We start from the raw sequence: 22,091 nt of genomic DNA on the forward strand, positions 1-22,091 counted from the left end.
GTAATTATTACCCTGCCCGGCAGCGGAATTTCAGGTTTATCGTAAACATTTTATATAGCGGAAAGCGTATAGGGTGAAAACCTGAAGGAGAGCCTGTTTAAACTTCTTTTTTTATGCTATTAAAACGAAATTTAAACAGGTTCTTGCCTGACTTTCAGCCGGGTGGGAAATGATTTTTTATTTAAGCGACTAAAGTTTTAAAATTATGTTGAAAAGAATTTTTCTGGCTTGTGGCTTATTCGTTGCCGTGAGTTGTTCTACCGTTCCGGTAACCGGGCGCAAGCAGCTTGATATTGTTCCTGATTCGCAAATGCTTTCCATGAGCTTTTCCGAATACGATAACTTCATGAAAACGCACCGCCTTTCTACCGATGCTGCGAACACAGCCATGGTAAAAAGGGTAGGGCAGCGCATTCAGCAGGCCGTGGAAACGTATATGGCCCAGAATAACCTGAGTAGCCAGCTTTCCGGTTTTCAATGGGAATTTAACCTGGTAGAAGATAAAACCCCGAATGCCTGGTGTATGCCCGGTGGTAAAGTGGTGATTTACACCGGAATCCTGCCGCTTACCCAAAACGAGACCGGTTTAGCAGTAGTAATGGGCCACGAAATTGCCCACGCCATTGCCAAGCACGGGAACGAGCGCATGAGCCAGGGATTGGTGCAGCAATTAGGCGGCGTGGCCCTGGATGTAGCTTTGGCTAACCGTCCGGCCGAAACCCGGAATATTTTCCTTACCTCTTATGGGGTAGGTTCGCAACTGGGCTTGCTGAAATACGGCCGGACCCAGGAATCGGAAGCAGACCGATTAGGCCTGATCTTTATGGCGATGGCCGGTTACGACCCGCAACAGGCTATTCCGTTCTGGGAACGCATGGCAGCGAAAAGCGGCGGCCAGGCTCCTCCGGAATTCCTGTCTACGCACCCTTCCGACGAAACCCGCATCCGGGATTTACGCCGCCTGATGCCGGAAGCGATGAAATATTACAAACCAAGATAAAGGGTAGCCGAACAACATGAAAAAATATGGATTAATGGCAGTGTTGCTGGCAGGATTAGGTTTTGCCTGCCAACGGGAAGGGAATTTTCCGGAAGTAACCAATATGCCGGTGGAACAAAGCGAGAGCGGCGAGAAAAAGCCGATTGCCGCGGGAATACTACTTGGCCAGATGATCTTCGACAGCGTGGCCTATGAAGTGCCGCAGGAAAAAATGCTGCAACCCTTTATCAAGGAATTCGGCGACGGCACCGTGGTAGATGTTGCCATGATTAAGCGGGTACAGGCCACTAAAAAAGACAAACCTTATTACTATGTAGTCGGGATCGGGCAGAAAAACGGCGATTTCCGGATGATGGCTTTGGAATTATACGCCTCCGAAGACAACAGCCTGTACGTTACTTCCAAATCACGCAAATACATTTCTACCAGCAACGACTGCGATTTCTGCATGTTTACTTACGATAAAAACGTAATTACGGGCGCTGAATGCCAGAGCCGCGATGCAACCACCGAGTGTACGTACGCCGTAGAAGAAAGCAACACTTTTATGCGTTAATTTTTATGTGGAAGAAACTGATCTTAACGGCGCTGGTAATTCTGGCTGCAACCGTTACCACCGATAAACGCCAAAAGAAAAAGTAAGGATACCATTTTGTCCAGATCAAAAAGCCTGACGATTTTCGCCAGGCTTTTTGATTCATGGAGCTTTATGTTTCAGCAGAAAATTCTAAGGAAGTTGCAGAATAAGAATAACCGCATAACTTTAAAGGTGAATTATTGTGTAGATTTTCTGAATTATACGTTTTCACATATTTGATCTTGATACTAATATCCAGATGCCAATATCCTGAAATTATTTACCAACGGAATTCAAGTATGCTTACAAAGGACCGGTGTAATACGTAAGGCTCACCAGGTACTTTTTATTCGGAAGTTTTTTCACCCGATTCAGGGTTAGCACAGAAGGAATTTCGCCTTCCTCGAACGGTACTTCTTCTCCAAAATCGAACCGGACAGTTTTCTGAAGCAGGTTTTCCAGCGTTCTGGTGCCGGCCGAAATAGCAATAGGCGATTTTATTCCTTTCTGAGCTTCCTTCATAAGTTTTACGCTGTTTTCCGCCCATAAATACGCATCGGCCGTATCGCCCTTGAACCGGGAAGTTTCAAATTCAAAGGTAAGCACATACGATTCGCAACCTTCATTCCGGATAAGCAGGCGGTCGCCGGTGGGTAGGTTTACCGTTTCGGTGCCGGTAATTTTATCTTCATTTAACCGGAAAGTTGAATTTGGGAAAATCTTCTTATCTACCACAGGTTCTGCTGGTCCCCGTACGCAATCCGATTCCGTATCGCTGCCTTCGGAAGCAGGTGCTTGTACCGAAGCTGAAACCGCGCCGCTGCCTTGCGCAGCAGAAACCACCGTAGCCGGACTTTTCAGACCTTCCTTCTCTTTCATGGGCTGCTCCGGCCGGCAGCCGCCAAATAAAACCATAAACAACAACGCGGGGAAGCAAATACCTTTTTTCATAGTTCCTTAATGTGCAATTTCCATTTTCAGAATTCCAGGTTAGAAAACTAATTAAAAGGTGAAAAGTTACCAAATGCTGATTCCGAACCTGACAGCGCAAGGAGAATACAAGCTGAGTGTCGAAGCAATCGCGGATAAGTTTGCTGGAAGGCAGGGCAACTATTATTTTTCAGATATTTAGAGATCTGCTGACAAAGCGAATAGTGTAGAGAAAAATCCGTTTTACTTAAAAGGTTAATAACCCTGAATTCATTAGCAGTTCCAGCCTATAGTCGGTCATCTCGACGCCAGGAGAGATCTCCGGAATAAGGAAGAAGGGAAGAATAAAAGGTAGTACCAACCTGATGGGATCTCTCACTCCGTTCGAGATGACCGGATAAAATATACTAAAAAATAGAAAACGAAATTACTGGAACAGGACCGCCCTCAAAAAACAGTACCGCTTCAGCCTAAAAAAGTACTCAAAGCTAACTGTTTCATACTCAAGGCAAAGAAACTACGCTTTAAACATCGTAACCCCGCGGAGCTTGATCTTCGTGAGAACCTTTTTAGTATAAAGCGGAAATTCCCCTTTCATCATCCAGTCGTAATAACTCGGTTCTTTGGCCAGTACCTGTTCCACCGGCACATTCTTATGCTTTCCGAAATTGAAAACCTCCTGCCCTGCATTATTATAGACAATTCTACCGGAAAGGTCGGCCGTATTCTGAGCTGTGAATTTATGAAGCTGCAGCATGTCGTTGCACACCGGGAAAACCTCCTTCATATCCGCCGACACCATCGATACATTTTCGTAGCGGAGGATCTGGGCTTTCAGGATCTCGTAGGTGGCCACCGTATCTGCTTCGGCGCTGTGCGCATCGGTCAGGTGCTTGTCGCAGTAAAATTTATAGGCAGCCGAAAGCGTGCGCTGCTCCATCTGGTGAAAAATGCGGCACACATCTACAATGGCGCGGTTGGTGATATCGAATTCAATGTCGCAACGCAGAAACTCTTCCGCCAGTAACGGAATATCGAACTTCAGCAAATTATAACCACCCAGATCACAGCCCTGTAAAAAGTCGTGAAGGTTTCTGGCCACCTTTGCAAACGTCGGGCAATCCTTCACATCGTCGTCATAGATCTTATGGATCATGCTCGACTCCAGCGGAATAGGAATGGTCGGATTTATTTTCCGCGTCTTCAGAATTTCTTCCCCGTCCGGCATCACCTTCAAAACACTGATCTCCACAATGCGGTCCTTGCAAATATCGGTACCGGTGGTTTCTAAATCGAAAAATACGATCGGCTTTCTCAGGTTCAGCTTCATTTTTTAGTGATTAGTGATTAATGAATAGTGATTAGTTATTCGGAAAAATGGTATTGAAAACGGGCAAAAAGTCAGGTTGTGAATTTTAAAAATGTTGGTCATCCCGAGCACAAGTGAGTGCGAGGAAGCGCGAAACTTGCGAGCTTCGCTCTGAGGGAACTTATGGGACCACATATCTGATAATGGCTTGATAAGTTTCCTCGACGTAGCTCGGAATGACTTCCAAGAAAAAAAGCTCCCCTCCTTAATAAGGAGGGGCCGGGGGTGGTTGTTTACAAAACCTTTTCCGCCAGCTGCTTAAAATCCAGATTATCGTAATTCCCCGAACTCATTAAAAGCAGGTTTTTATGGTTCCAGTTCTGCTCTTCCACAAACTCCTGTAAGGCCTTGCTGTCAGTAAAAACCCTTACTTCCTGGTTTTTAAAAGCAGCTTTTATCTGGTTGTCATCCAGCATTTCCATCCGCTTATGTTCCACCGTTTTCGGGTTGAAATACACCACCGGTACATCTGCTGCATTCAGGGCCCCGGCGTATTGCGGTAAAAACGCTTTGTTCAGGCTGCTGAAGGTATGCAATTCCAGACAAGCAACCAAAGTCCTTTCCGGGAATTGCTTTTTCAGGGCTTCCGTAGTGGCTTTCACTTTGGAAGGCGCATGCGCAAAGTCGCGGTATATTACGGTACTGCTGTTTTCGCCCAGCTTTTCCAGTCGTTTGGCGGCGCCTTTAAAAGTTGCCAGCGCCTCATAAAAGGCCGCCCCTTTAATGCCGATCAGTTTACAAACCTCTTTCGCCGCACTAATGTTTCGGAGGTTATGCTCGCCAAATACCTGAATTTCCACCGGATCTTTCTTCGTGATCAGGTACGTTTTGCCGTTTTTGATCTTGTGCTCGTGCACCGTGTAACCGATAAACTTCACATCGTCGTTGCGCGGCACGCAAACGTGGGCCACCTGCTCGTCGTCCTGGTTGTAGATCATCACGCCGGCTTTCGGGGTCATGTCGGCAAAAATGCGGAACTGCTCGCGGTACATTTCCTCGTCCGGAAACACGTTTATATGGTCCCATGAAATGCCGGAAATTACCCCGATGTGATGGTGGTATAAATGGAATTTCGGTACCCGCTGAATAGGAGAGGAGAGGTATTCGTCGCCTTCAATAATAATGATCGGCGCATCTTCCGTCAGCTTCACCATGTTCCTGAAACCTTCCAGCTGGGCGCCTACCGCGTAATCGAACTTCCGGTTGTGGAATTGCAGCACGTGCATGATCATGCTGGTAATGGAAGTTTTGCCGTGGCTGCCGCCAATTACAATGCGCTGTTTGTTTTTGCTTTGCTCGTAAATAAATTCCGGAAACGAATATACCGGGATCCCTAGCTCCTGAGCTTTCAGCAGTTCCGGATTATCGGCCCGCGCATGCATCCCTACAATTACCGCATCCAGATCGGCAGTGATTTTTTCCGGGAACCAGCCTTCCTTTTCCGGAAGCAAACCGGCGGCTGCCAGGCGGCCTTTGGCCGGTTCAAAAATTTCATCGTCGGAGCCGGTAACGTGCAAGCCCTTTTCTGCCAGCGCCAACGCCAGATTGTGCATAATGCTGCCGCCGGTGGCAATTAAATGAATGCGTTTATAATCGTTTGAAAGCATAAAAAAGCAAAGTAGGAAAGCAAAAGTACGAAAATAAACTTCTTCACATATCCCCGGTTTTATTTTTGAATTTAAAAAAAGCTACTCCTAACCTGGCTTCTCAAATATAGCAAAAATGGTATGATTTTAACCGGAAAAACTATTCATTCCCATCTGCTTTAGTCGATGGATTTTAATTTGCTGGCTTTCAGGAAAGTGGACTTTTTGTGAACAACTTGTTTATTATTTCGCCGGTTTTTGCTGTAGATTTGTTTGAATTTGGACGAAAAGGCTATGGAAGAAAGTAAAGTGAAGACGCAATCGAAACCGAAAGGACCCTGGAACGCGAAATCGGTAGTGCCGGTAGGCGTAGGGAAATTGCCGCCCCAGGCGCTGGAGTTGGAGGAAGCCGTTTTGGGCGCACTCATGCTCGAAAAAGACGCCCTTACCACGGTTATTGACATCCTTCGCCCTCAAAGTTTTTACAAGGAAGCGCACCAGAAAATTTTCTCCGCCATTGTCGGCCTCTTCGATAAATCGGAGCCGATCGATATTTTAACGGTAGTAACCGAATTGCGGGAGCGCGGCGAACTGGAGTTTGTAGGTGGTCCGTATTACATTTCGCAGCTTACTACCCGCGTAAACTCGGCGGCGAACATCGAGTTTCACGCCCGTATCATTTCTGAAAATTCCATCAAGCGCGAACTCATCGGTATTTCCTCTGAAGTGCTGAGCAAAGCCTACGAAGATACTACCGACGTTTTCGACCTTTTGGATAGAACCGAAGCCCAGCTTTTTGAAGTTTCCGAATCGAACATCCGCAAGAACTTCGACGACATGCGCTCCTTGATGGTAAAAGCGATTAAAGAACTGGAAGTAAAGAAAAACCAGAAAGAAGGCTTAACCGGCGTTCCTTCCGGCTTCACCGCTTTAGACAGAGTAACTTCCGGCTGGCAACCTTCCGACTTAATTATCCTGGCGGCTCGCCCGGGTATGGGTAAAACCGCTTTCGTAGTTTCGGCTATGCGGAACGCTGCAGTAGAATTTAAAAAACCAGTAGCAATTTTCTCATTGGAGATGTCCTCGCTGCAGCTCGTTAACCGTCTTATTTCGGCGGAAGCGGAACTGGATTCGGAGAAGATCAAAAAAGGAAACCTGGAAGAATACGAGTGGGCCCAACTGAACCACAAAATTGCCAAACTTTCTGAAGCGCCTATTTACATTGACGATACACCAGGTCTTTCGATCCGGGAACTCCGGACCAAATGCCGCCGCTTAAAAGCCCACCACGACATTCAGATGGTGATCATTGACTACCTGCAGCTGATGACCGGCTCCACTGACGGGAAAGGCCCGGGTAACCGGGAACAGGAAATTGCTTCCATTTCGCGGGCCCTGAAAATGATCGCCAAGGAATTGAGCGTGCCGGTAATTGCGCTTTCTCAGCTGAGCCGTGCCGTGGAAACCCGCGGCGGCGACAAGAAACCAATGCTTTCCGACTTACGTGAATCCGGTTCTATTGAGCAGGATGCCGACATGGTAGTGTTCCTGTATCGCCCGGAATACTACAAAATTACGGAAGACGAAATGGGTAACCCAACGGCCGGTACCGGCGAAGTAATTATTGCCAAGCACCGGAACGGTTCCCTGGAAAACGTGATCCTGAAGTTCATCGGTAAGTACACCAAATTTGCCGACCTTGACGGGGATTTCAGTGGCGGGGATTTTAACCCGGGCAGTTTCTCATCCAGCAGCAATTTTGAAAATGAAACGCCGGGCACCATTCGTTTAGGCAGTAAAATGAACGACGGCGGCGGTTTCCCAAGCTCCGGATTTGACGACGAACCGCCGTTCTAATTAATTTAGATATGTGTGTGTGTAGAGACGCGATTTATCGCGTCTCCCACAGCATTGCGTCAATCCCCAACAACAAAACAATATCACGTCTGCAACTACCTATAAAATTTATCCCCTTTCCAATTCAAAGGGTTATTCAGGATATAATTTTGCATTCGTTCTAAAGCTGCGTTATTCCGGATAATGTGGTCATAAAACAGTGCCTGCCAGGCAAAATCTGGTAGTAGTTTCCGGATCTCGAAAGTAGTTCTACCTTTAAACCACCTGACGATCCGGGCAATATTTTCGTGCAGCATGGGGTTGTCCTTGCCGGTGATGCCGCCAATGCTTGCTGTAGATGTTTCACGTATTGGATCGGATGCTGTGGGAGACGCGATGAATCGCGTCTCTACATTTGTTGGTTTGTTTATAATTATTATACCGTGCATGTGGTTTGGCATCACTACAAATTCACCTAATGCGGCAAATTCAAATTTTTCCGGAATTTCCTGCCAATGTTTTTGTGCTAACTGACCAGCAGCATTCAGATTCATTATTCCGTCGTAAATATGCCCGAAATAAGATGCATGTTCTTTGGCGCAGATCGAGATGAAATAAGCCGCATTGGTACTATAATCCCAGCCTGATAAACGGGTTGAAGCAATACGGTATTTGTCTTTGAACTTAACAGTCACTTTATCGGAGTCCATTATTATTAGACTATTTACCCGTTTTGCGACTTTGTGTTACAGGAATAATCAGCGTTTAAATAACTGAATTACCGCTTTTTGGGTAATTCAGTTATTTAAATCTTTTTACGCCATATTCAGTTTCTGAATTTTCTTCTTCTCACCTACGATCCAGACAATATCGCCCCATTCGAAAGTAGTGGTGGAAGTAGGGTTCAGGATCCGTTCGTTGTTGCGTTGGATGCCTACGATCAGGCCGTTGGTGCGCTCGCGGATGCCGGAGCTCAATACCGTGTGGCCTTTCAATCGGTTGTGTTCATCTACCACAATTTTCTGGAGTCCGATATCTTCTACATTATGTTCGGCGGTATCCACCTCTTCCAGGGCATCGAAAATCGGTTTAAAAGCCTGCATCTGGGCATCGGTTGCGATTATGCCGACCCGGTCGTAGGGAAGGAGTTTGTTGTTTTTGCCGGGTGCGTATATAAGTTTATCGCCGCGTTTTATGTAAGCAATGTTTATTCCGTAGTTTTCCCGCCAAGCCAATTCCAGCAATGTATGGCCTACGTACTGGGCTTGCGGATTTACTTCCAGGTCTACCAGGTGGGCATCCCAGGGAGAAAGATCCGATTGCGGCGAAAAATGCTTGGTTAAAATGTTTTCCGAACTTCTGAGGGCTTCGGCTTCGGCGGTTTCGCGGGCGTTGAGGTTGTTTATAAAGCGTAGTTCCAGCCGTTGGTAAAAGGCCTGAATTCGCCGGGAGAACAGGAAAAGAATAAATACAATGATCGGCACGGCAATTAAAATAGCCAGCGAAGTGGTAAATAATCTGTCTACCCAAATGGTAATGATCAGGATTCCCAGCGCCATGCGAAGCAACTGCAGCACGAGTAAGGGGCCACGGCTGTATTCCGGGTCCAGCCATAATTCCTTAATGTCCATTTTATTCGGCTGCTTGGTCATTAACGCCCAGAGGAAAGGCGCGGCAATCCCCAGCGAAATAACCAGCGCGGCAATGCTGCTCAGCATGTCATTTTCTAAATGCCGGTTCAGGAACGGAAGCAGAAAGTTGACCGATACTAGCAACAGCGCCAGCAGCATAATGCCATTGGTTAAGCCGATATTGAGGTAAGATTTGGTCAGTTTTTTCCAGGTGCTTTCTGCCTGAATGTTTTGCGTGCCGGTGGAGTAGTTATTTAAAGCCAGGATCCATTTCTGAGGCAATATGCGGGCAAGGAAGTAGTACATGTGGTCGGAATACTTGATCATGTACGGCGTGGTGAAAGTGGTAATGGCCGAAGCCCCTACCGCTACGGGGAAGATAAAGTCGCTGGTAACGCCCAGCGATAAGCCCAGGGCCGCCACAATAAACGCAAATTCCCCGATCTGGGCCATACTCATTCCTACCTCTACCGCTTGTTTCAGCGGCTGGCCGGAAAGCAAAGCGCCCAGCGTGGTACTGAAGAATTTGCCGAATAAGGTTAAAAGCGTTACAAATAATATCGGCCAGCGGTATTCTACCATAGCCGCCGGATCGATGAGCATGCCCACCGAAACAAAGAAAATGGCGCCGAACAGGTTCTTTACCGGGGTAAGAATGTGTTCTACTTTTTCAGCAGCCGTAGTTTCAGCGAGTATGGAGCCCATAATAAAAGCGCCTAACTCCGCTGAAAAACCTACCTGGGTAGCCAGGATCACCATACCCAGGCAAAGGCCGATGGATAAGACCAGCAAGGTTTCCTCGTCGAGCAAGGGTTTGGCTTTGCGGAGTAAGGTTGGAAGCAGGAAAATGCCGGCAATAAACCAAAGCGCCAGAAAAAACAGTAGCTTCAGCACGGTAAAAACCATTTCGGTGCCTTCAAATTGCTTGGTTACCGCAACGGTAGAAAGCAACACCATCAGGAGGATCACCACGATGTCTTCTACCACCAGCACGCCAAAAACGATCCGGGCATACATTTTGGTTTTTACCCCCAACTCATCGAAGGCTTTAATAATAATGGTTGTGGAAGAACTGGCCAGCATCCCGCCCAAAAACAAGCTGTCCATGGTAGACCAGCCCATAAAGTAACCCAGGAAATAGCCCGTTATGGTTATAAAAAGGATCTCTACAAAGGCCGTTATGGAAGCCGAGCCTCCCACCCGCATCAGTTTTTTAAAGCTGAATTCCAGACCGAGACTGAACAGGAGGAAGATCACGCCGATCTCGGCCAGCGTTTCCACGTTTTCGGTATCGATAACCGTTGGCGTAAGGGAAAGGTGCGGGCCAACCAGTAAACCTGCAATGATGTAGCCTAAAACCAGTGGTTGTTTTATTCGCCGGAACAGTAAAGTAGTAATAGCAGCAACAATAAGAATAAGCCCTAAGTCTTCAATCAGTTTCGGAAGGTGACCCATGTATTTTTTTGTTTAGTTTCTTTGAATAGCCCTTTAAATTAAAGGTAGCGGTAAGGATAATTTAAGGTATTGGTTACTGAACGACCATTTCTGCAATTTCGCGTTTTATTTTTGAAATAGGAACCCGGCAAGTTTTGTTGCCAGCCTTTTAGCCGGCAATCATCATATTTTCGGGGCTGAGGGCTGGCGTTTTGGTACGGTTACGGTTTTATGTATATTTTTTTTTGAAGAACCGGTAGTTAATGTCCGTCCCTGATCGGGTTTATTTTGCCCTTTTTCACCAGGAAAGGTTTTTGGGTAAACTCAAAGAGTTCTTCCGGTTTATCGGAATAGGCTTCGGTAAGGGTGAATTTCCGGCCCCGGTAATGTTCTTCCAGGCGCTTTACTTTTTCTTCGCCTTTACAGGCCTTGCCAACAACCTTGTAAGTGGAACCGTTATACTGGGCTTTGGTTCCGGCAAAGCCTGCTACCGGGAATAATTTAAAAAGCGGTTCTACGTAAACTTCCAGCGCGCCGGTTGCACAGAACAGCTCCTCGCTGTTGGCCTTAGCCTCTTCCAGGCGTTGTTTTATTTCGGAATTGAAATTATGCGGGTATTCCTTCTGCCAGAATTCTTCGGCGTATTGCTTAACTTTTTCCGGTGGCAGGTTGTCCAGGTAATTAAAGAAGTTCTCCTTGAATTCGGTTTGCCGGATCAGGTTTAGTTTCTCCAGGAAGGTAAACCAAAGCATTTCAAAAAAATAGCGGAGCCGTTTGGGACGTTTGGTGCAAATGAATTTATAAAATTCTTCCTTCGAGCTCTTGCGGTAAAAGGTCTTGTTCAGGTCGAACACCACAACTTTTACGGGTACAGGTCTTGTCATAGGCTTTGTCCGTTAATGTTTATTTCACGAATTACTTTCGGATTGGGTTTTCTAAGTTTTCGGGCTTACTTTTGAACTGTACAGGCCTTTCTATTAGGTAACAAGCTGCTGCTGTTTTAGGCAGTAAAAACCTGATATTTAAAGCCTGTCCGGAGCAATAAATGGTGAAGGCGGTTAGTTTTTTAGCTGTTCTGCTACCGTTTTTAATTTTAAGTTTCAGTGAAAAAAGAAAGATCTTTGCAACCGGTTGCCGTTTGGCTGCTGGTAGGGGTAGGCATGATCATCGTTCAGATCCTGCTCGGCGGTATTACCCGCCTTACCGGTTCCGGCCTCTCCATTACCGAGTGGAAACCCATTTTAGGCGCCATTCCCCCTTTAACCGAACAGGACTGGCAGGCCGCCTTCGGAAAATACCAGCAGATTGCCCAGTATAAGCACCTGAATTCGCATTTCTCGCTTTCCGATTTTAAGTTTATTTATTTCTGGGAATGGTTTCACCGGGTTTGGGGGCGTTTGCTGGGAGTGGTTTTCTTTATTCCCTTTGTAGTTTTCTGGGTGCAGGGCCGCTTTAAGAAAAGCATGATCTGGCCGCTGGTAATTTTGTTTTTCCTGGGCGGCATTCAGGGCCTCATCGGCTGGATCATGGTGAAAAGCGGGCTTAACGACGAAGATCTGTACGTAAGCCATTTCCGCCTGGCGATCCATTTTATGGCCGCCATGCTGCTGCTGGTTTATACGTTCTGGTTTGCCCTGAAACTGCTGGTTCCCGCGCGAAGCTTTGTTTCGAACAACATGCTCCGGAAATTTACCGTCTGGCTAATTGTTTTGCTTTCGGTGCAGCTGGTTTACGGCGCTTTTATGGCCGGCCTGAAAGCGGGCGCCTTTGCCCCAACCTGGCCCGATATTAACGGCGCCATGATCCCGGAGAATATGAGCTCGTTCCGGGGAAGGGAGTTTTCCTTCCTGGCAGCCATAACCAACCACCCGATCGCCATTCATTTTGTGCATCGCGGACTGGCTTACCTGCTGGTTGCTCTGGTAATATTCTGGACAGTGAAAGTTGCTAAAGAAAAGGGAAGTACGCTGCTTAACCGGATAAAGTGGATGCCGCTGGTGCTGGTTTTGGTGCAGGTGTATCTGGGCATCATGTCGGCGCTTACCAGTATTAAAGCCGTGCGGCAGGGATGGGGAGTATTTGAATGGAATGCCCAGCTTCACCAGTTAGTAGCCATGTTCCTGTTGCTTTCCCTTACGTTCGCTCTTTATTTGCTGAAACCGAAACGAGGGTTTTAAACCGGTTCAACCAGAACACTGAATTCAGATCCGGATAAAAGCTTTTAGTAATCTTCCGGCCAAACAAGGAAATTCCCTTGAATGGCCGGAAGATTTTTTTATTGATTCTTCTGTTTTTTGGGAAAATGGATTTTGAAATCCTTTTCACCGGTTAGGCTGCCATTTTCTGGATGGATTATACATTAATGGCAAAACGAAATTTACTTCGTGAAGAACTTCAGCCCGATAATGCCGGTCAGGATGAGGCCGATGAAGAAGAGGCGGGCAAAATCTTTGGGCTCGTTGAACAGGAGCATACCGAGAATTACCGTTCCTACAGCGCCAATTCCGGTCCAGACAGCGTAGGCTGTGCCGATGGGCAAATTTCGAACGGCGTAGGCCAGCATCCCCATGGAAATTACCAGGCAAATCAGCGTAAATACCGATGGCCAGAGTTTGGTTAATCCGGCTGAATATTTCAGGCCAACGGCCCAGGCAATTTCAAACAAGCCGGCAATAATTAAGATAAACCACGACATACTTTTTGGGTGCTAAAGGGTACTGTTTTAGAAGGTTAAAAAGAAAGCCGCCGGTTTTTTAACTACCGGCGGCTTTTTAAAGCATTGCAAAAATAGATTTTATTTAAGCTTCATTTCGGAAATAATGGCGTTTATTTTTTCGGTAAGCTGCCGGTCCACTTTCTCGAAATCTTCCACCGAACCCAGCTTTTCATTTACACTGAAATAGAATTTTATCTTCGGTTCAGTGCCGGAAGGCCGCGCAGATATTTTGGTGCCGTCGGCTAAAAGGTATTGCAGCACGTTCGAGCTTTCGGTGGTAGTAATGGATTCGGCGCCGGTTTCCAGGTTGCGGATCTTTCCGGTTTTAAAATCGCGGATCTCCACTACTTTCGAGCCGATAATTTCCGAAGGCGGATTGGCGCGCAGGTCGCTCATCATCTGGTTTATTTCTTCGGCGCCGCGCATGCCTTTTTTAGTCAGGGAGATCAGTTCCTCTTTGTAGAAACCGTATTCCATGTACATTTCCAGCATCAGCTCGAACAGAGTTTTCCCTTGGTCTTTGGCTACCGCGGCCATTTCGGCAATTATGGCACAGGAGGCCACGCCGTCTTTGTCACGAACAAAATCGCCAATCATGTAACCGTAGCTTTCTTCGCCGCCGGCAATGTAGGTGGCGCCGCTGCCGCTTTCTTCCTGTTCCCGGATAATGGCCGCTATGTACTTGAAACCGGTAAGGGTTTCGTAGCATTTTACACCCATTTTCTCGGCAATTTTATTGATCAGGTCGGTGGTTACGATGGTGTTTACCACGTACTCGTTGCCCGTAATTTTGCCGGCTTTTTTCCAGGCGTTCAGCAGGTAATAAATTATTAAACTGCCGGTCTGGTTGCCGTTTACCAATACAAATTCGCCCTTCTGGTTTTTAACGGCAATGCCCACGCGGTCCGCATCCGGATCGGTAGCCAGTACCAGATCGGCGTCTATTTCTTTCGCTTTTTCCAGGGCCAGGGTCATGGCTTCCTTTTCTTCCGGGTTCGGGTAAACCACGGTCGGGAAATTGCCGTCCGGCGTAGCTTGCTTTTCTACCAAGGTAACGTTGGTAAAGCCGAAACGCTGCAACACGCGGGGCACTAAAGTAATGCCAGTGCCGTGCAGGGGCGTGTACACAATTTTCAGGTTATGCTGCCGGTGAATGGCTTCTTTGGAAACCGAAAGCGTGGCTACTTTATGAATATACGCTTCGTCAATTTCTTCGCCGATCAGTTTTACTTTCTCCGGATTGCCGTTGAATTTTACTTCCTCAATGCTGGAGATGGCGTTTACTTCGGCAATAATGTTGGTATCGTGCGGAGCCGTTACCTGGGCGCCGTCGGTCCAGTAGGCTTTGTAGCCGTTGTATTCTTTCGGGTTATGCGAAGCCGTTAACACCACGCCGCTCTGGCAACCCAGTTCCCGGATGGTGAACGATAATTCCGGAGTAGGACGGAGGGCTTCGAAAAAGTAAACCGTAATACCATTGGCTGAAAAAACATCCGCCACGATCTGCGCAAATTTGTCGGAATTGTTGCGGCTGTCGTGGGCTACGGCCACCTTAATTTCCTGGCCCGGAAAAGACTTCAGCAAATAATTCGATAAACCTTGCGTGGCCATGCCCAGCGTGTAGCGGTTCATGCGGTTGCTGCCCGTGCCCATAATGCCGCGCAAACCGCCGGTGCCAAATTCCAGGTCTTTGTAAAAAGCATCGTTCAGGGCTTCCGAATCGCCGCCTTCCAGCAGCCGCCGGATCTCGGCTTTGGTTTCCTCGTCGTAGTTGCCGTTCAGCCAGGTATCGATTTTGCTTTGGATCGTGGTTTCTATCGTCATCGTTTTAGGTCAGTAAGGTTCCCTTCATTCGCGTAACGGCGAAAAAAGTTATAAAAAGAGGGGCTAAAATAGGAAAAATTTAGACTATTTTGGCTGATCCAGCAAATTCATGAACAAGTTAACCACTTTCTGAAACTCCCAGCCTTTTTCCGTTTTTTTGAAAAGCATGCTGTAGCCCTTTGATTCGCGGTAAGTAAACCCTTTTTTCTTGCTTTTCTTTCCCAAGCGCCACTGGGCCAGCATATGCACGACGGCGTATTCCTGGTCCGGTTCGTTGATCTGGGCCAGGCGCAGGTACAGGATGTCCTGGTTCTTCTTTTTGTTCTTCAGATCCTTCTCCGAAATCAGTTCGAATTTTACGTTTTCAAATTCCGGCACTACCTCCTTTGGCATGTAATAGGCCGGTGCGTCCATGTTGTCCAGGAAGATCATTTTATCGAGCAGGTAGATCTTCTTCTTATCTTTCAGCTCGTTATAGTCGGGCAGGTTTTTTTCGGTGGAAACGGCTGCGCGTAGGGCTTCGCGCAGCAAGGCTTTCTGGTTTTCGGAAAACCCGGTTTGCTGGGCCGTTGCCTTAAATGTGAAAGACAAAAACAGGAGGAAAAACAGTACCCGGAATGATTTAAAAAGTCTCATAAGTAATAAAGTATTTAAATGCGAAACACATCTGCTGAAAGCCAACAGATGTGTTTCTGAAAAACAGGTCGGAAAAAAGATCCTAGAGGTTGCCTCTTAAAGCCTGCTCGCGCTCAATAGATTCGAACAAGGCTTTGAAGTTACCTTTACCGAACGCCTTGGCGCCCTTGCGCTGAATGATCTCGTAGAATACGGTTGGGCGGTCTTCTACCGGTTTGGTGAAGATCTGCAGCAGGTAGCCTTCGTCGTCGCGGTCAACCAGGATGTTCAGCTTGCGCAGGTCTTCCAGGTCTTCATCGATATTGCCTACGCGGGCGATCAGGTCGTCGTAATAAGAATCCGGCACTACCAGGAATTCCACGCCCCGGCGACGCAGTTCAGATACGGTGTGCAGGATGTCGTAAGTGGCTACGGCAATGTGCTGTACGCCAGGACCATGGTAGAAATCGAGGTATTCTTCGATCTGGGATTTTTTCTTGCCTTCTGCCGGCTCGTTGATCGGGAATTTTACGTAACCGTTGCCGTTGGAAACCACTTTGCTCATTAAAGCGGAGTATTCGGTAGAGATATCTTCATCGTCGAAGGTAATAAGCAGTTTAAAGCCCAGAACATCTTCGTAGAATTTCACCCACTGGTTCATTTCGCCCCAGCCTACGTTTCCTACGCAATGGTCCACGTATTTCAGGCCCACCGGCGTAACCGGGAAGGCGCTTTTCTTCGCCACAAAACCCGGCATAAAGGCGCCTTTGTAGTTTTTGCGCTCTACAAACGTATGGATGGTTTCCCCGTAGGTATAGATGGAAGCAACTTTCACTTCGCCGAATTCATCGGTTAAAGTTTGTGGCTCGGCGGCTGGTTTCGCCCCGCGTTTTACTGTCTCCTGGAAAGATTTTTCCGCATCGTCAACCCATAAGGCCATTACTTTTACGCCGTCGCCGTGCTTGGCTACGTGCTGGGTAATTTCGGAATTAGGGTCTAACGAAGTGGTAAGGATCAGGCGGATCTTCTCCTGCTGCAATACGTAAGAAGCGCGGTCGCGCACGCCGGTTTCCGGGCCGGCATAAGCTACCAGCTCGAAACCAAACGCAGCCTGGTAGAAGTAAGCGCTCTGCTTGGCGTTGCCTACATAAAACTCAATATAATCGGTACCGTTTAGGGGTAAAAAATCGACGGCCTGCTCGTTGGCAGTTGCCTGGGCTGTTTCCTGTGTCATAATCTTCAGTTTAATTGAATGGATTAAGTGCCGTAAAAATAAGGATTTGCAAGGTTAAACTAAAATTTAAACGATTGTTTAATTTTAAATAATTGCCGGATTATTTGCAATTCGATTGCATTGTTTTAAAATTTGTAAAAAAACCTCCTGAACTATGAATACTGAAAACTTAAATAAAACCCTGGTAGCCCTCATCGAAAAGAAGCGTGAACTGAACCAATTGCCTTATAACGACGACCGCTACGACGATATAGAAGAAGAACTCCACGACCTGGAAGACGATTTTAACGAAGAATTCGGCCCTTATTTAGAGGATGTGCTGGAAGACGTACACGCCAAGCTTTGCCCGGATACCGACGTGCTTTTACCAACGGCTTACCTGCCCAATACCCTGGAAGGCGAAAGCGGCACCGATCACAAAGAAGGCGTTTGGGTAGATTCCGATGAGTTTCCCGGCAAAGAAGCGCGCCTGGTTTTAGTGCCTAACCCGACCCGCCTGATTCTTTCGGTTGGTAAGAATATCCGCAAAGAAGTCTGGACCGCCAGTGAATAAAAGAGCAGCCACATTTTATTTTTGTTGCAGAAATGCAGAAACGCTATGCTTTTTAGCTTAAAAGCATAGCGTTTTTATTTTCGGCCGTTACTAAAGCCTTCATACGTTTCTATCAGTTTCGGCCGTTAAACCATAAGTATTACCTTATCTACAACCCTTAATCTCATTAGATGGCTAAAATCACTACGCTTATTAATCTCCAGGTTTTTAAAGAATTCCTTAAGTCGGGCTCGGTTGGCGGCTTTATTCTTATTGGCTGTTTAATTGTTTCGCTCATAATTGCCAATTCTCCTATAGGCCCCGCTTTTGCCAATATATTAGCCCTGGAACTGGGCTATGAAACCGACGGCCTGCATTTAAAATACCCATTGCTACTCTGGATAAACGATGGCCTGATGGCGATCTTCTTTTTGCTGGTGGGCCTGGAAATTAAACGCGAACTAGTGGAAGGAGAGCTGTCTTCCTTCAGGAAAGCCGCTTTGCCCGTATTTGCGGCCATCGGCGGCATGTTCGTTCCGGCCGGAATTTATGCGCTACTAAACCAGGGCGGCGAAGCGGCCAGCGGCTGGGGCATTCCCATGGCTACTGATATTGCCTTTGCCATTGCCATTCTTTCCATCTTAGGCAACCGCGTTCCGCTTTCATTAAAAGTGTTTTTAACGGCCCTGGCCATTGTAGACGATTTAGGCGCTATTCTGGTAATTGCCATTTTTTATTCTACCGAACTGCATTTTACCTACCTTTTATATGCGCTTGGCATTTTTGTAATGCTGATCGGCTTTAACCTGCTGGGCGTAAAGAAGCTTATTTTTTACCTCGTTCCGGGCGTTTTTATCTGGTATTTCATTCACCATTCCGGCATCCATGCCACCATTGCGGGCGTGCTTACGGCCTTAACCCTGCCCACCACTAAAGGCCCTGAAGAATCGCCCCTCGAGAAACTTGAACATGCTTTAACGAAACCGGTAAACTTTATCATTATGCCAATCTTTGCCCTGGCCAATACCAATATCGCTTTTGAGGCCGGAATGGTTGACAGCTTGGGGAGCCGCATGGGATTGGGTATTATTTTAGGCTTATTTGTGGGCAAACCGTTTGGCATTCTGCTGGCTTCTTATCTTTCTGTAAAGCTCCGCATTAGTGAATTACCGGAAGACGTACGATGGAAACAAGTTATTGGACTAGGGTTAGTGGCCGGGGTAGGTTTTACCATGTCTATTTTCATCGCTCTGCTTTCTTTCATCGATCCTGCCTTGCAGACCGGAGCGAAGTTCTCGATCCTGATTGCTTCTTTGCTTTCCGGGATCGGGGGGTATTTTTTCCTGAATATGCTAAGCCAGAAGAAACCGAAACCCGTTTAATTATGGTTTCGCAAACAAAATAAAATGCCGGGTTTTTCGAGAGAATGGCCCGGCATTTTTCATTTGTAAACCCCAAGCCCGGAAAACTTTGAATATCTTTGCACCGGAAACGCTATGCTTTTCGATAAAAAAGGCAGCATTTTATGTTGGGTAAGCCTGCTGTTTTTCGGGCAGGAGATTATTAGTATGGAACACAGACACTTCATTATTCACAAACCGTACGGCTATTTATGCCAGTTTGTGTGCGAATTAAAAAGTAAAAAACTTCTCGGCGAATTTTACGATTTCCCGGCCGGCACCATGAGTATCGGCCGCCTGGACGAAGACAGCGAAGGCCTGCTGCTGCTCACCACCGATGGTAAAATGAGCGAACTGGTACGGAGCAAGAAAGTGGAAAAAGAATACTACGCCCAGGTAGATGGCTTAATTACCGACGAAGCCATTGCCCGGCTGCAGCAGGGCGTAGAAATTGTGCACCGCTCCGAATCCTACCAAACCCTGCCCTGTAAAGCTTTCCGCGTAGAATCCGTTCCCGATTTTCCCCAGCGCCGCCGCAAGATCCGCGACGACCGCCACGGCCCCACCAGTTGGGTTTCCATTACGGTTTGCGAAGGTAAATTTCGCCAGGTCCGCAAAATGACTGCTACCGTTGGTTTTCCCACTTTGCGCCTTGTAAGGGTGCGGATTGGGGATATGCACTTGGGGAATTTAGATGCCGGCGAGGTGAGAGAGGTGGAAAGCTTTATGGTGGAGCCTGAAACCGTTTTACTCTAATAGCAACTCTGGCTTCCTCAGCGGTTTCAATCAGGAATAAGTTCTCGTTTCAAAAATCAGGTTAAAGAACAACAGGCAGGATTATCCAAAGCCCGCTTTATTTCTTTCCAAAACAATTTCTGGTTTTGCGGCTTTATCAGATAGCTTAAACCTTAAACCAGAACATATGAAAAGAAGCAAAACGATTATCGCCCGGGCAACAGGATTGTTGCTTTGCGTATTAATTTCAGGCTTTACGGTGCTGGCACAACATACCGGCCAGCAAGGCAACACCCAGAAACAGGGGACCCAGAAACAGGGCAAATCGAAATCCACCCAGCAAAAATCGGCTCATCAGAACATGAAACTTACGGATCCGGAAATTGCTTCCGTAGCCGTGGTGGCCAACCAGATCGACATCGACCATGCCCGCCTTGCCCAGGAGAAAACCCAGAATACCGAAGTGCTGAATTTTGCCCAGACCATGATCACCGATCACCAGGCTGTGATCGATCAGGCCACGGCGCTGGTAAAAAAGCTGAACGTGACCCCGAAAGAAAATCAACTGAGCCGGAAACTGCAGACCGATTCCGAGAATTCCATGAAAATGCTGCGGGCAAAATCGGGCAGCGCCTTCGATCAGGCTTATATCGATCACGAAGTTACGTACCACAAGGCCGTTATTTCGACCGTTGAAAATACCCTGATCCCGAACGCAAAAAATGCCGAACTTAAAGCCTTGCTGCAAAATATATTGCCGAGCCTGAGAGCCCACCTGGAGCATGCCCAGATGCTGAAAACCCAGTACGCCAAAGAGTAATGGGTAGAAAGCTTTTAACCGGCATGCTGCTGGCCGTGCTGTGTCCATTCTTTTATTTGCAGGCTTTCAGAGGGGTTTCGGAAAATGCCCGCCCTAAAACCCACATGGTCCAGATCGTTAGAATGCAGTTTATACCGGCCGTTCTTTCGGTAAATAAAGGTGATTCGGTAGTATTCCTGAACAAGGATCTGGTAAATCATAACGCTACGGAACGCACCGCCGGCAAATGGCAATCACCTACGCTGCGTCCCGGAGATTCCTGGCGCATGGTTGTAACCAGTTCTGCAGATTACTACTGTACGTTTCATCCCGGAATGAAAGGCAAACTTGAAGTAGCTCGCGCCACGGCAAAAACCAGGAAGAAGAAATAGTTTCTTCCTGCGTTCTGTTTCAGTAATCTGGCTGCCGGAAAATGGTAGGCTTTTCAGCAAAAAAAGAAACCAGCTCAAAACGGCCTCCGGGAATTACTTTGTTTGGAAACGGTGATATTTTTAGTGCTTTCTGAAGAGAATAGCTTTAATAAACAAAAACAGCTTGCCGAATCTATTTCAGCAGGCTGTTTTTTTTTATGATTTGAGTACCTAAAAGAAAGTCCCCCGTTGGAGGGGGTAGGGGGAGGATATTTACTTTATTTGATCTTCTTTAAAAATCAGATAAATCTCCTGTCCTCCCCCTACCCCCTCCAAAGGGGGACAAAAAGCTGCCTTCCTTTCCCGGAACTTAAACCCTTGGCAGATACCCGACTTTTTCCCGCACCCGGGCTACGGTTTTACTGCCGATCGCGTAGGCTTTCTCTGCGCCCATCTTCAATTTGGCATCCAGTTCCGGAAGGTTGTTCATGTAGTAATTGAACGTTTCGCGTTCTTTGGCAAAGCGTTTCAGAATAACCTCGTAAAGCGCAGTTTTGGCGTGACCGTAACCGTAATTGCCGTTCAGGTAGTTCTGGCGCATGGTTTCGGTTTCTTCCGGGCTGGCCAGTAAAGCAAACAGCTTGAAGGTAATATCCGTTTCCGGGTCTTTAGGCTCTTCCAGGGTTTTGCTGTCGCTCACAATGCTGCGCACGGTTTTGAGTAGTTCCTTTTCCGGTACAAAAATATCGATGGTGTTGCCGTAGCTTTTGCTCATCTTTTCGCCGTTAACCCCCGGAATGGTCATGATGGCTTCTTCCACTTTGGCCTGGGGCAGCACAAACGTTTCGCCGTAGCGGTTGTTGAAGGCGCTGGCAATGTCGCGGGCAATTTCCAGGTGCTGGATCTGGTCTTTTCCTACCGGTACAAATTCAGCATCGTAGATCAGGATATCGGCGGCCATGAGTACCGGGTAGGTAAACAAACCAGCATTTACATCGGCCAGGCGGTTCGATTTATCTTTGAACGAATGCGCATTGGCGAGCATCGGAAACGGCGTGAAGCAGCTCAGATACCAGGTTAGTTCGGTAACGTTCGGCACGTCGCTCTGGCGGTAAAAAATATGCTTTTCCGTATCGAAACCACAGGCCAGCCAGGCAGCGGCCACTGCGTACGTATTCATGCGCATTTCTTCCGCGCTGCGGATGGTGGTTAAAGAATGGAGGTCCGCAATAAAGTACATCGACTCGTTTGCAGCATTTTCCGATAAAGTAATTGCCGGGATAATGGCGCCCAGCAGGTTACCCATGTGTGGCCGGCCGGTTGCCTGAATGCCGGTTAAGATTCGTGCCATAACGTATAGATTATTTTTTGCAAATATAAAACAAAAGCCGGCGATTTAGTGATTAGTGAATAGTGATTAATGATTAGTAGGTCGATAATAGTTTTTTCAAGGAGCGTAAAATCTAATTTTTTTTTCAGAATAATCTGGTTGTTGTGTAACC

Annotated in this window: 20 protein-coding genes; 9 read left to right on the plus strand and 11 right to left on the minus strand. The window is 47.2% G+C overall.

Translation table 11 applies throughout. The features are described 5' to 3' along the window. The first annotated feature begins 205 nt into the window (after positions 1 to 205). A complete protein-coding gene (locus tag F0P94_RS11995; protein WP_150904135.1) occupies positions 206 to 1,000 on the plus strand; it encodes a M48 family metallopeptidase in 795 nt (264 codons plus the stop codon). Between the two features lie 16 nt (positions 1,001 to 1,016). Continuing rightward, the gene (locus tag F0P94_RS12000; RefSeq protein WP_150904136.1) at positions 1,017 to 1,556 is read left to right on the plus strand and encodes a hypothetical protein; all 540 of its coding nucleotides are present in this window, start codon (positions 1,017 to 1,019) and stop codon (positions 1,554 to 1,556) included. Between the two features lie 324 nt (positions 1,557 to 1,880). Here the strand turns inward: F0P94_RS12000 and F0P94_RS12005 are convergent, their stop codons facing one another. The 3 genes from F0P94_RS12005 to F0P94_RS12015 all read right to left on the minus strand — a co-directional run bounded on the left by F0P94_RS12005 (position 1,881) and on the right by F0P94_RS12015 (position 5,483). Next, positions 1,881 to 2,528: a hypothetical protein gene (locus F0P94_RS12005; protein WP_150904137.1), complete on the minus strand. Its 648-nt coding sequence runs from the start codon at positions 2,526 to 2,528 to the stop codon at positions 1,881 to 1,883. Between the two features lie 496 nt (positions 2,529 to 3,024). Next, entirely contained in the window at positions 3,025 to 3,837 is an 813-nt protein-coding gene (locus F0P94_RS12010; protein WP_150904138.1) for a 3'-5' exonuclease, read from the minus strand. Positions 3,838 to 4,109: 272 nt separating this feature from the next. Then, positions 4,110 to 5,483, minus strand: coding sequence for a UDP-N-acetylmuramate--L-alanine ligase (locus F0P94_RS12015; RefSeq protein WP_150904139.1), 1,374 nt, complete (start codon positions 5,481 to 5,483; stop codon positions 4,110 to 4,112). A gap of 273 nt (positions 5,484 to 5,756) precedes the next feature. On the opposite strand from F0P94_RS12015, the gene dnaB reads away from it, so the two are divergent. Next, entirely contained in the window at positions 5,757 to 7,319 is a 1,563-nt protein-coding gene (dnaB, locus tag F0P94_RS12020; RefSeq protein ID WP_150904140.1) for a replicative DNA helicase, read from the plus strand. 95 nt (positions 7,320 to 7,414) lie between these two features. Here dnaB and F0P94_RS12025 read toward each other — a convergent pair whose 3' ends face one another. The 3 genes from F0P94_RS12025 to F0P94_RS12035 all read right to left on the minus strand — a co-directional run bounded on the left by F0P94_RS12025 (position 7,415) and on the right by F0P94_RS12035 (position 11,247). Further along, positions 7,415 to 8,008, minus strand: coding sequence for a transposase (locus F0P94_RS12025; protein ID WP_150904141.1), 594 nt, complete (start codon positions 8,006 to 8,008; stop codon positions 7,415 to 7,417). A 105-nt stretch (positions 8,009 to 8,113) separates the two neighbouring features. Further along, complete coding sequence (locus F0P94_RS12030) at positions 8,114 to 10,384, minus strand: cation:proton antiporter (protein ID WP_150904142.1); 2,271 nt, start codon at positions 10,382 to 10,384, stop codon at positions 8,114 to 8,116. Positions 10,385 to 10,623: 239 nt separating this feature from the next. Further along, positions 10,624 to 11,247: an HAD family hydrolase gene (locus tag F0P94_RS12035; protein ID WP_150904143.1), complete on the minus strand. Its 624-nt coding sequence runs from the start codon at positions 11,245 to 11,247 to the stop codon at positions 10,624 to 10,626. A gap of 219 nt (positions 11,248 to 11,466) precedes the next feature. On the opposite strand from F0P94_RS12035, the gene F0P94_RS12040 reads away from it, so the two are divergent. Next, positions 11,467 to 12,540 carry a COX15/CtaA family protein gene (locus F0P94_RS12040; protein WP_150904144.1) on the plus strand — a complete coding sequence of 358 codons (1,074 nt, stop codon included), beginning with the start codon at positions 11,467 to 11,469 and terminating at the stop codon, positions 12,538 to 12,540. A 200-nt stretch (positions 12,541 to 12,740) separates the two neighbouring features. Here F0P94_RS12040 and sugE read toward each other — a convergent pair whose 3' ends face one another. The 4 genes from sugE to hppD form a co-directional block, all read right to left on the minus strand. Further along, positions 12,741 to 13,058, minus strand: a complete 318-nt coding sequence (sugE, locus tag F0P94_RS12045) for a quaternary ammonium compound efflux SMR transporter SugE (protein WP_150904145.1) — start codon at positions 13,056 to 13,058, stop codon at positions 12,741 to 12,743. 99 nt (positions 13,059 to 13,157) lie between these two features. Next, entirely contained in the window at positions 13,158 to 14,903 is a 1,746-nt protein-coding gene (locus F0P94_RS12050) for a phospho-sugar mutase (protein ID WP_150904146.1), read from the minus strand. Between the two features lie 84 nt (positions 14,904 to 14,987). Next, positions 14,988 to 15,539, minus strand: coding sequence for a hypothetical protein (locus F0P94_RS12055; protein ID WP_150904147.1), 552 nt, complete (start codon positions 15,537 to 15,539; stop codon positions 14,988 to 14,990). A gap of 82 nt (positions 15,540 to 15,621) precedes the next feature. Continuing rightward, a complete protein-coding gene (gene hppD, locus F0P94_RS12060) occupies positions 15,622 to 16,752 on the minus strand; it encodes a 4-hydroxyphenylpyruvate dioxygenase (protein ID WP_150904148.1) in 1,131 nt (376 codons plus the stop codon). Positions 16,753 to 16,906: 154 nt separating this feature from the next. On the opposite strand from hppD, the gene F0P94_RS12065 reads away from it, so the two are divergent. From F0P94_RS12065 to F0P94_RS12085, 5 genes are all read left to right on the plus strand, one after another. Next, the gene (locus tag F0P94_RS12065; RefSeq protein ID WP_150904149.1) at positions 16,907 to 17,305 is read left to right on the plus strand and encodes a hypothetical protein; all 399 of its coding nucleotides are present in this window, start codon (positions 16,907 to 16,909) and stop codon (positions 17,303 to 17,305) included. A gap of 170 nt (positions 17,306 to 17,475) precedes the next feature. Next, positions 17,476 to 18,666, plus strand: a complete 1,191-nt coding sequence (gene nhaA / locus F0P94_RS12070; protein WP_150904150.1) for a Na+/H+ antiporter NhaA — start codon at positions 17,476 to 17,478, stop codon at positions 18,664 to 18,666. A gap of 114 nt (positions 18,667 to 18,780) precedes the next feature. After that, positions 18,781 to 19,440: a pseudouridine synthase gene (locus F0P94_RS12075; RefSeq protein WP_225307197.1), complete on the plus strand. Its 660-nt coding sequence runs from the start codon at positions 18,781 to 18,783 to the stop codon at positions 19,438 to 19,440. 166 nt (positions 19,441 to 19,606) lie between these two features. Further along, positions 19,607 to 20,239 (plus strand): DUF4142 domain-containing protein, encoded by a 633-nt coding sequence (locus F0P94_RS12080; RefSeq protein ID WP_225307198.1) that lies wholly within the window; start codon positions 19,607 to 19,609, stop codon positions 20,237 to 20,239. Next, positions 20,239 to 20,610 carry a plastocyanin/azurin family copper-binding protein gene (locus F0P94_RS12085; protein ID WP_150904151.1) on the plus strand — a complete coding sequence of 124 codons (372 nt, stop codon included), beginning with the start codon at positions 20,239 to 20,241 and terminating at the stop codon, positions 20,608 to 20,610. The genes F0P94_RS12080 and F0P94_RS12085 overlap by 1 nt, the downstream gene beginning before the upstream one ends. Positions 20,611 to 20,959: 349 nt before the next feature. On the opposite strand, the gene trpS is transcribed toward F0P94_RS12085, so the two are convergent. Further along, the gene (gene trpS / locus F0P94_RS12090) at positions 20,960 to 21,940 is read right to left on the minus strand and encodes a tryptophan--tRNA ligase (protein ID WP_150904152.1); all 981 of its coding nucleotides are present in this window, start codon (positions 21,938 to 21,940) and stop codon (positions 20,960 to 20,962) included. Positions 21,941 to 22,091 lie beyond the last annotated feature (151 nt).

The organism is Adhaeribacter soli, assembly GCF_008727925.1.
Classification (GTDB): Bacteria; Bacteroidota; Bacteroidia; order Cytophagales; family Hymenobacteraceae; genus Adhaeribacter_A; species Adhaeribacter_A soli.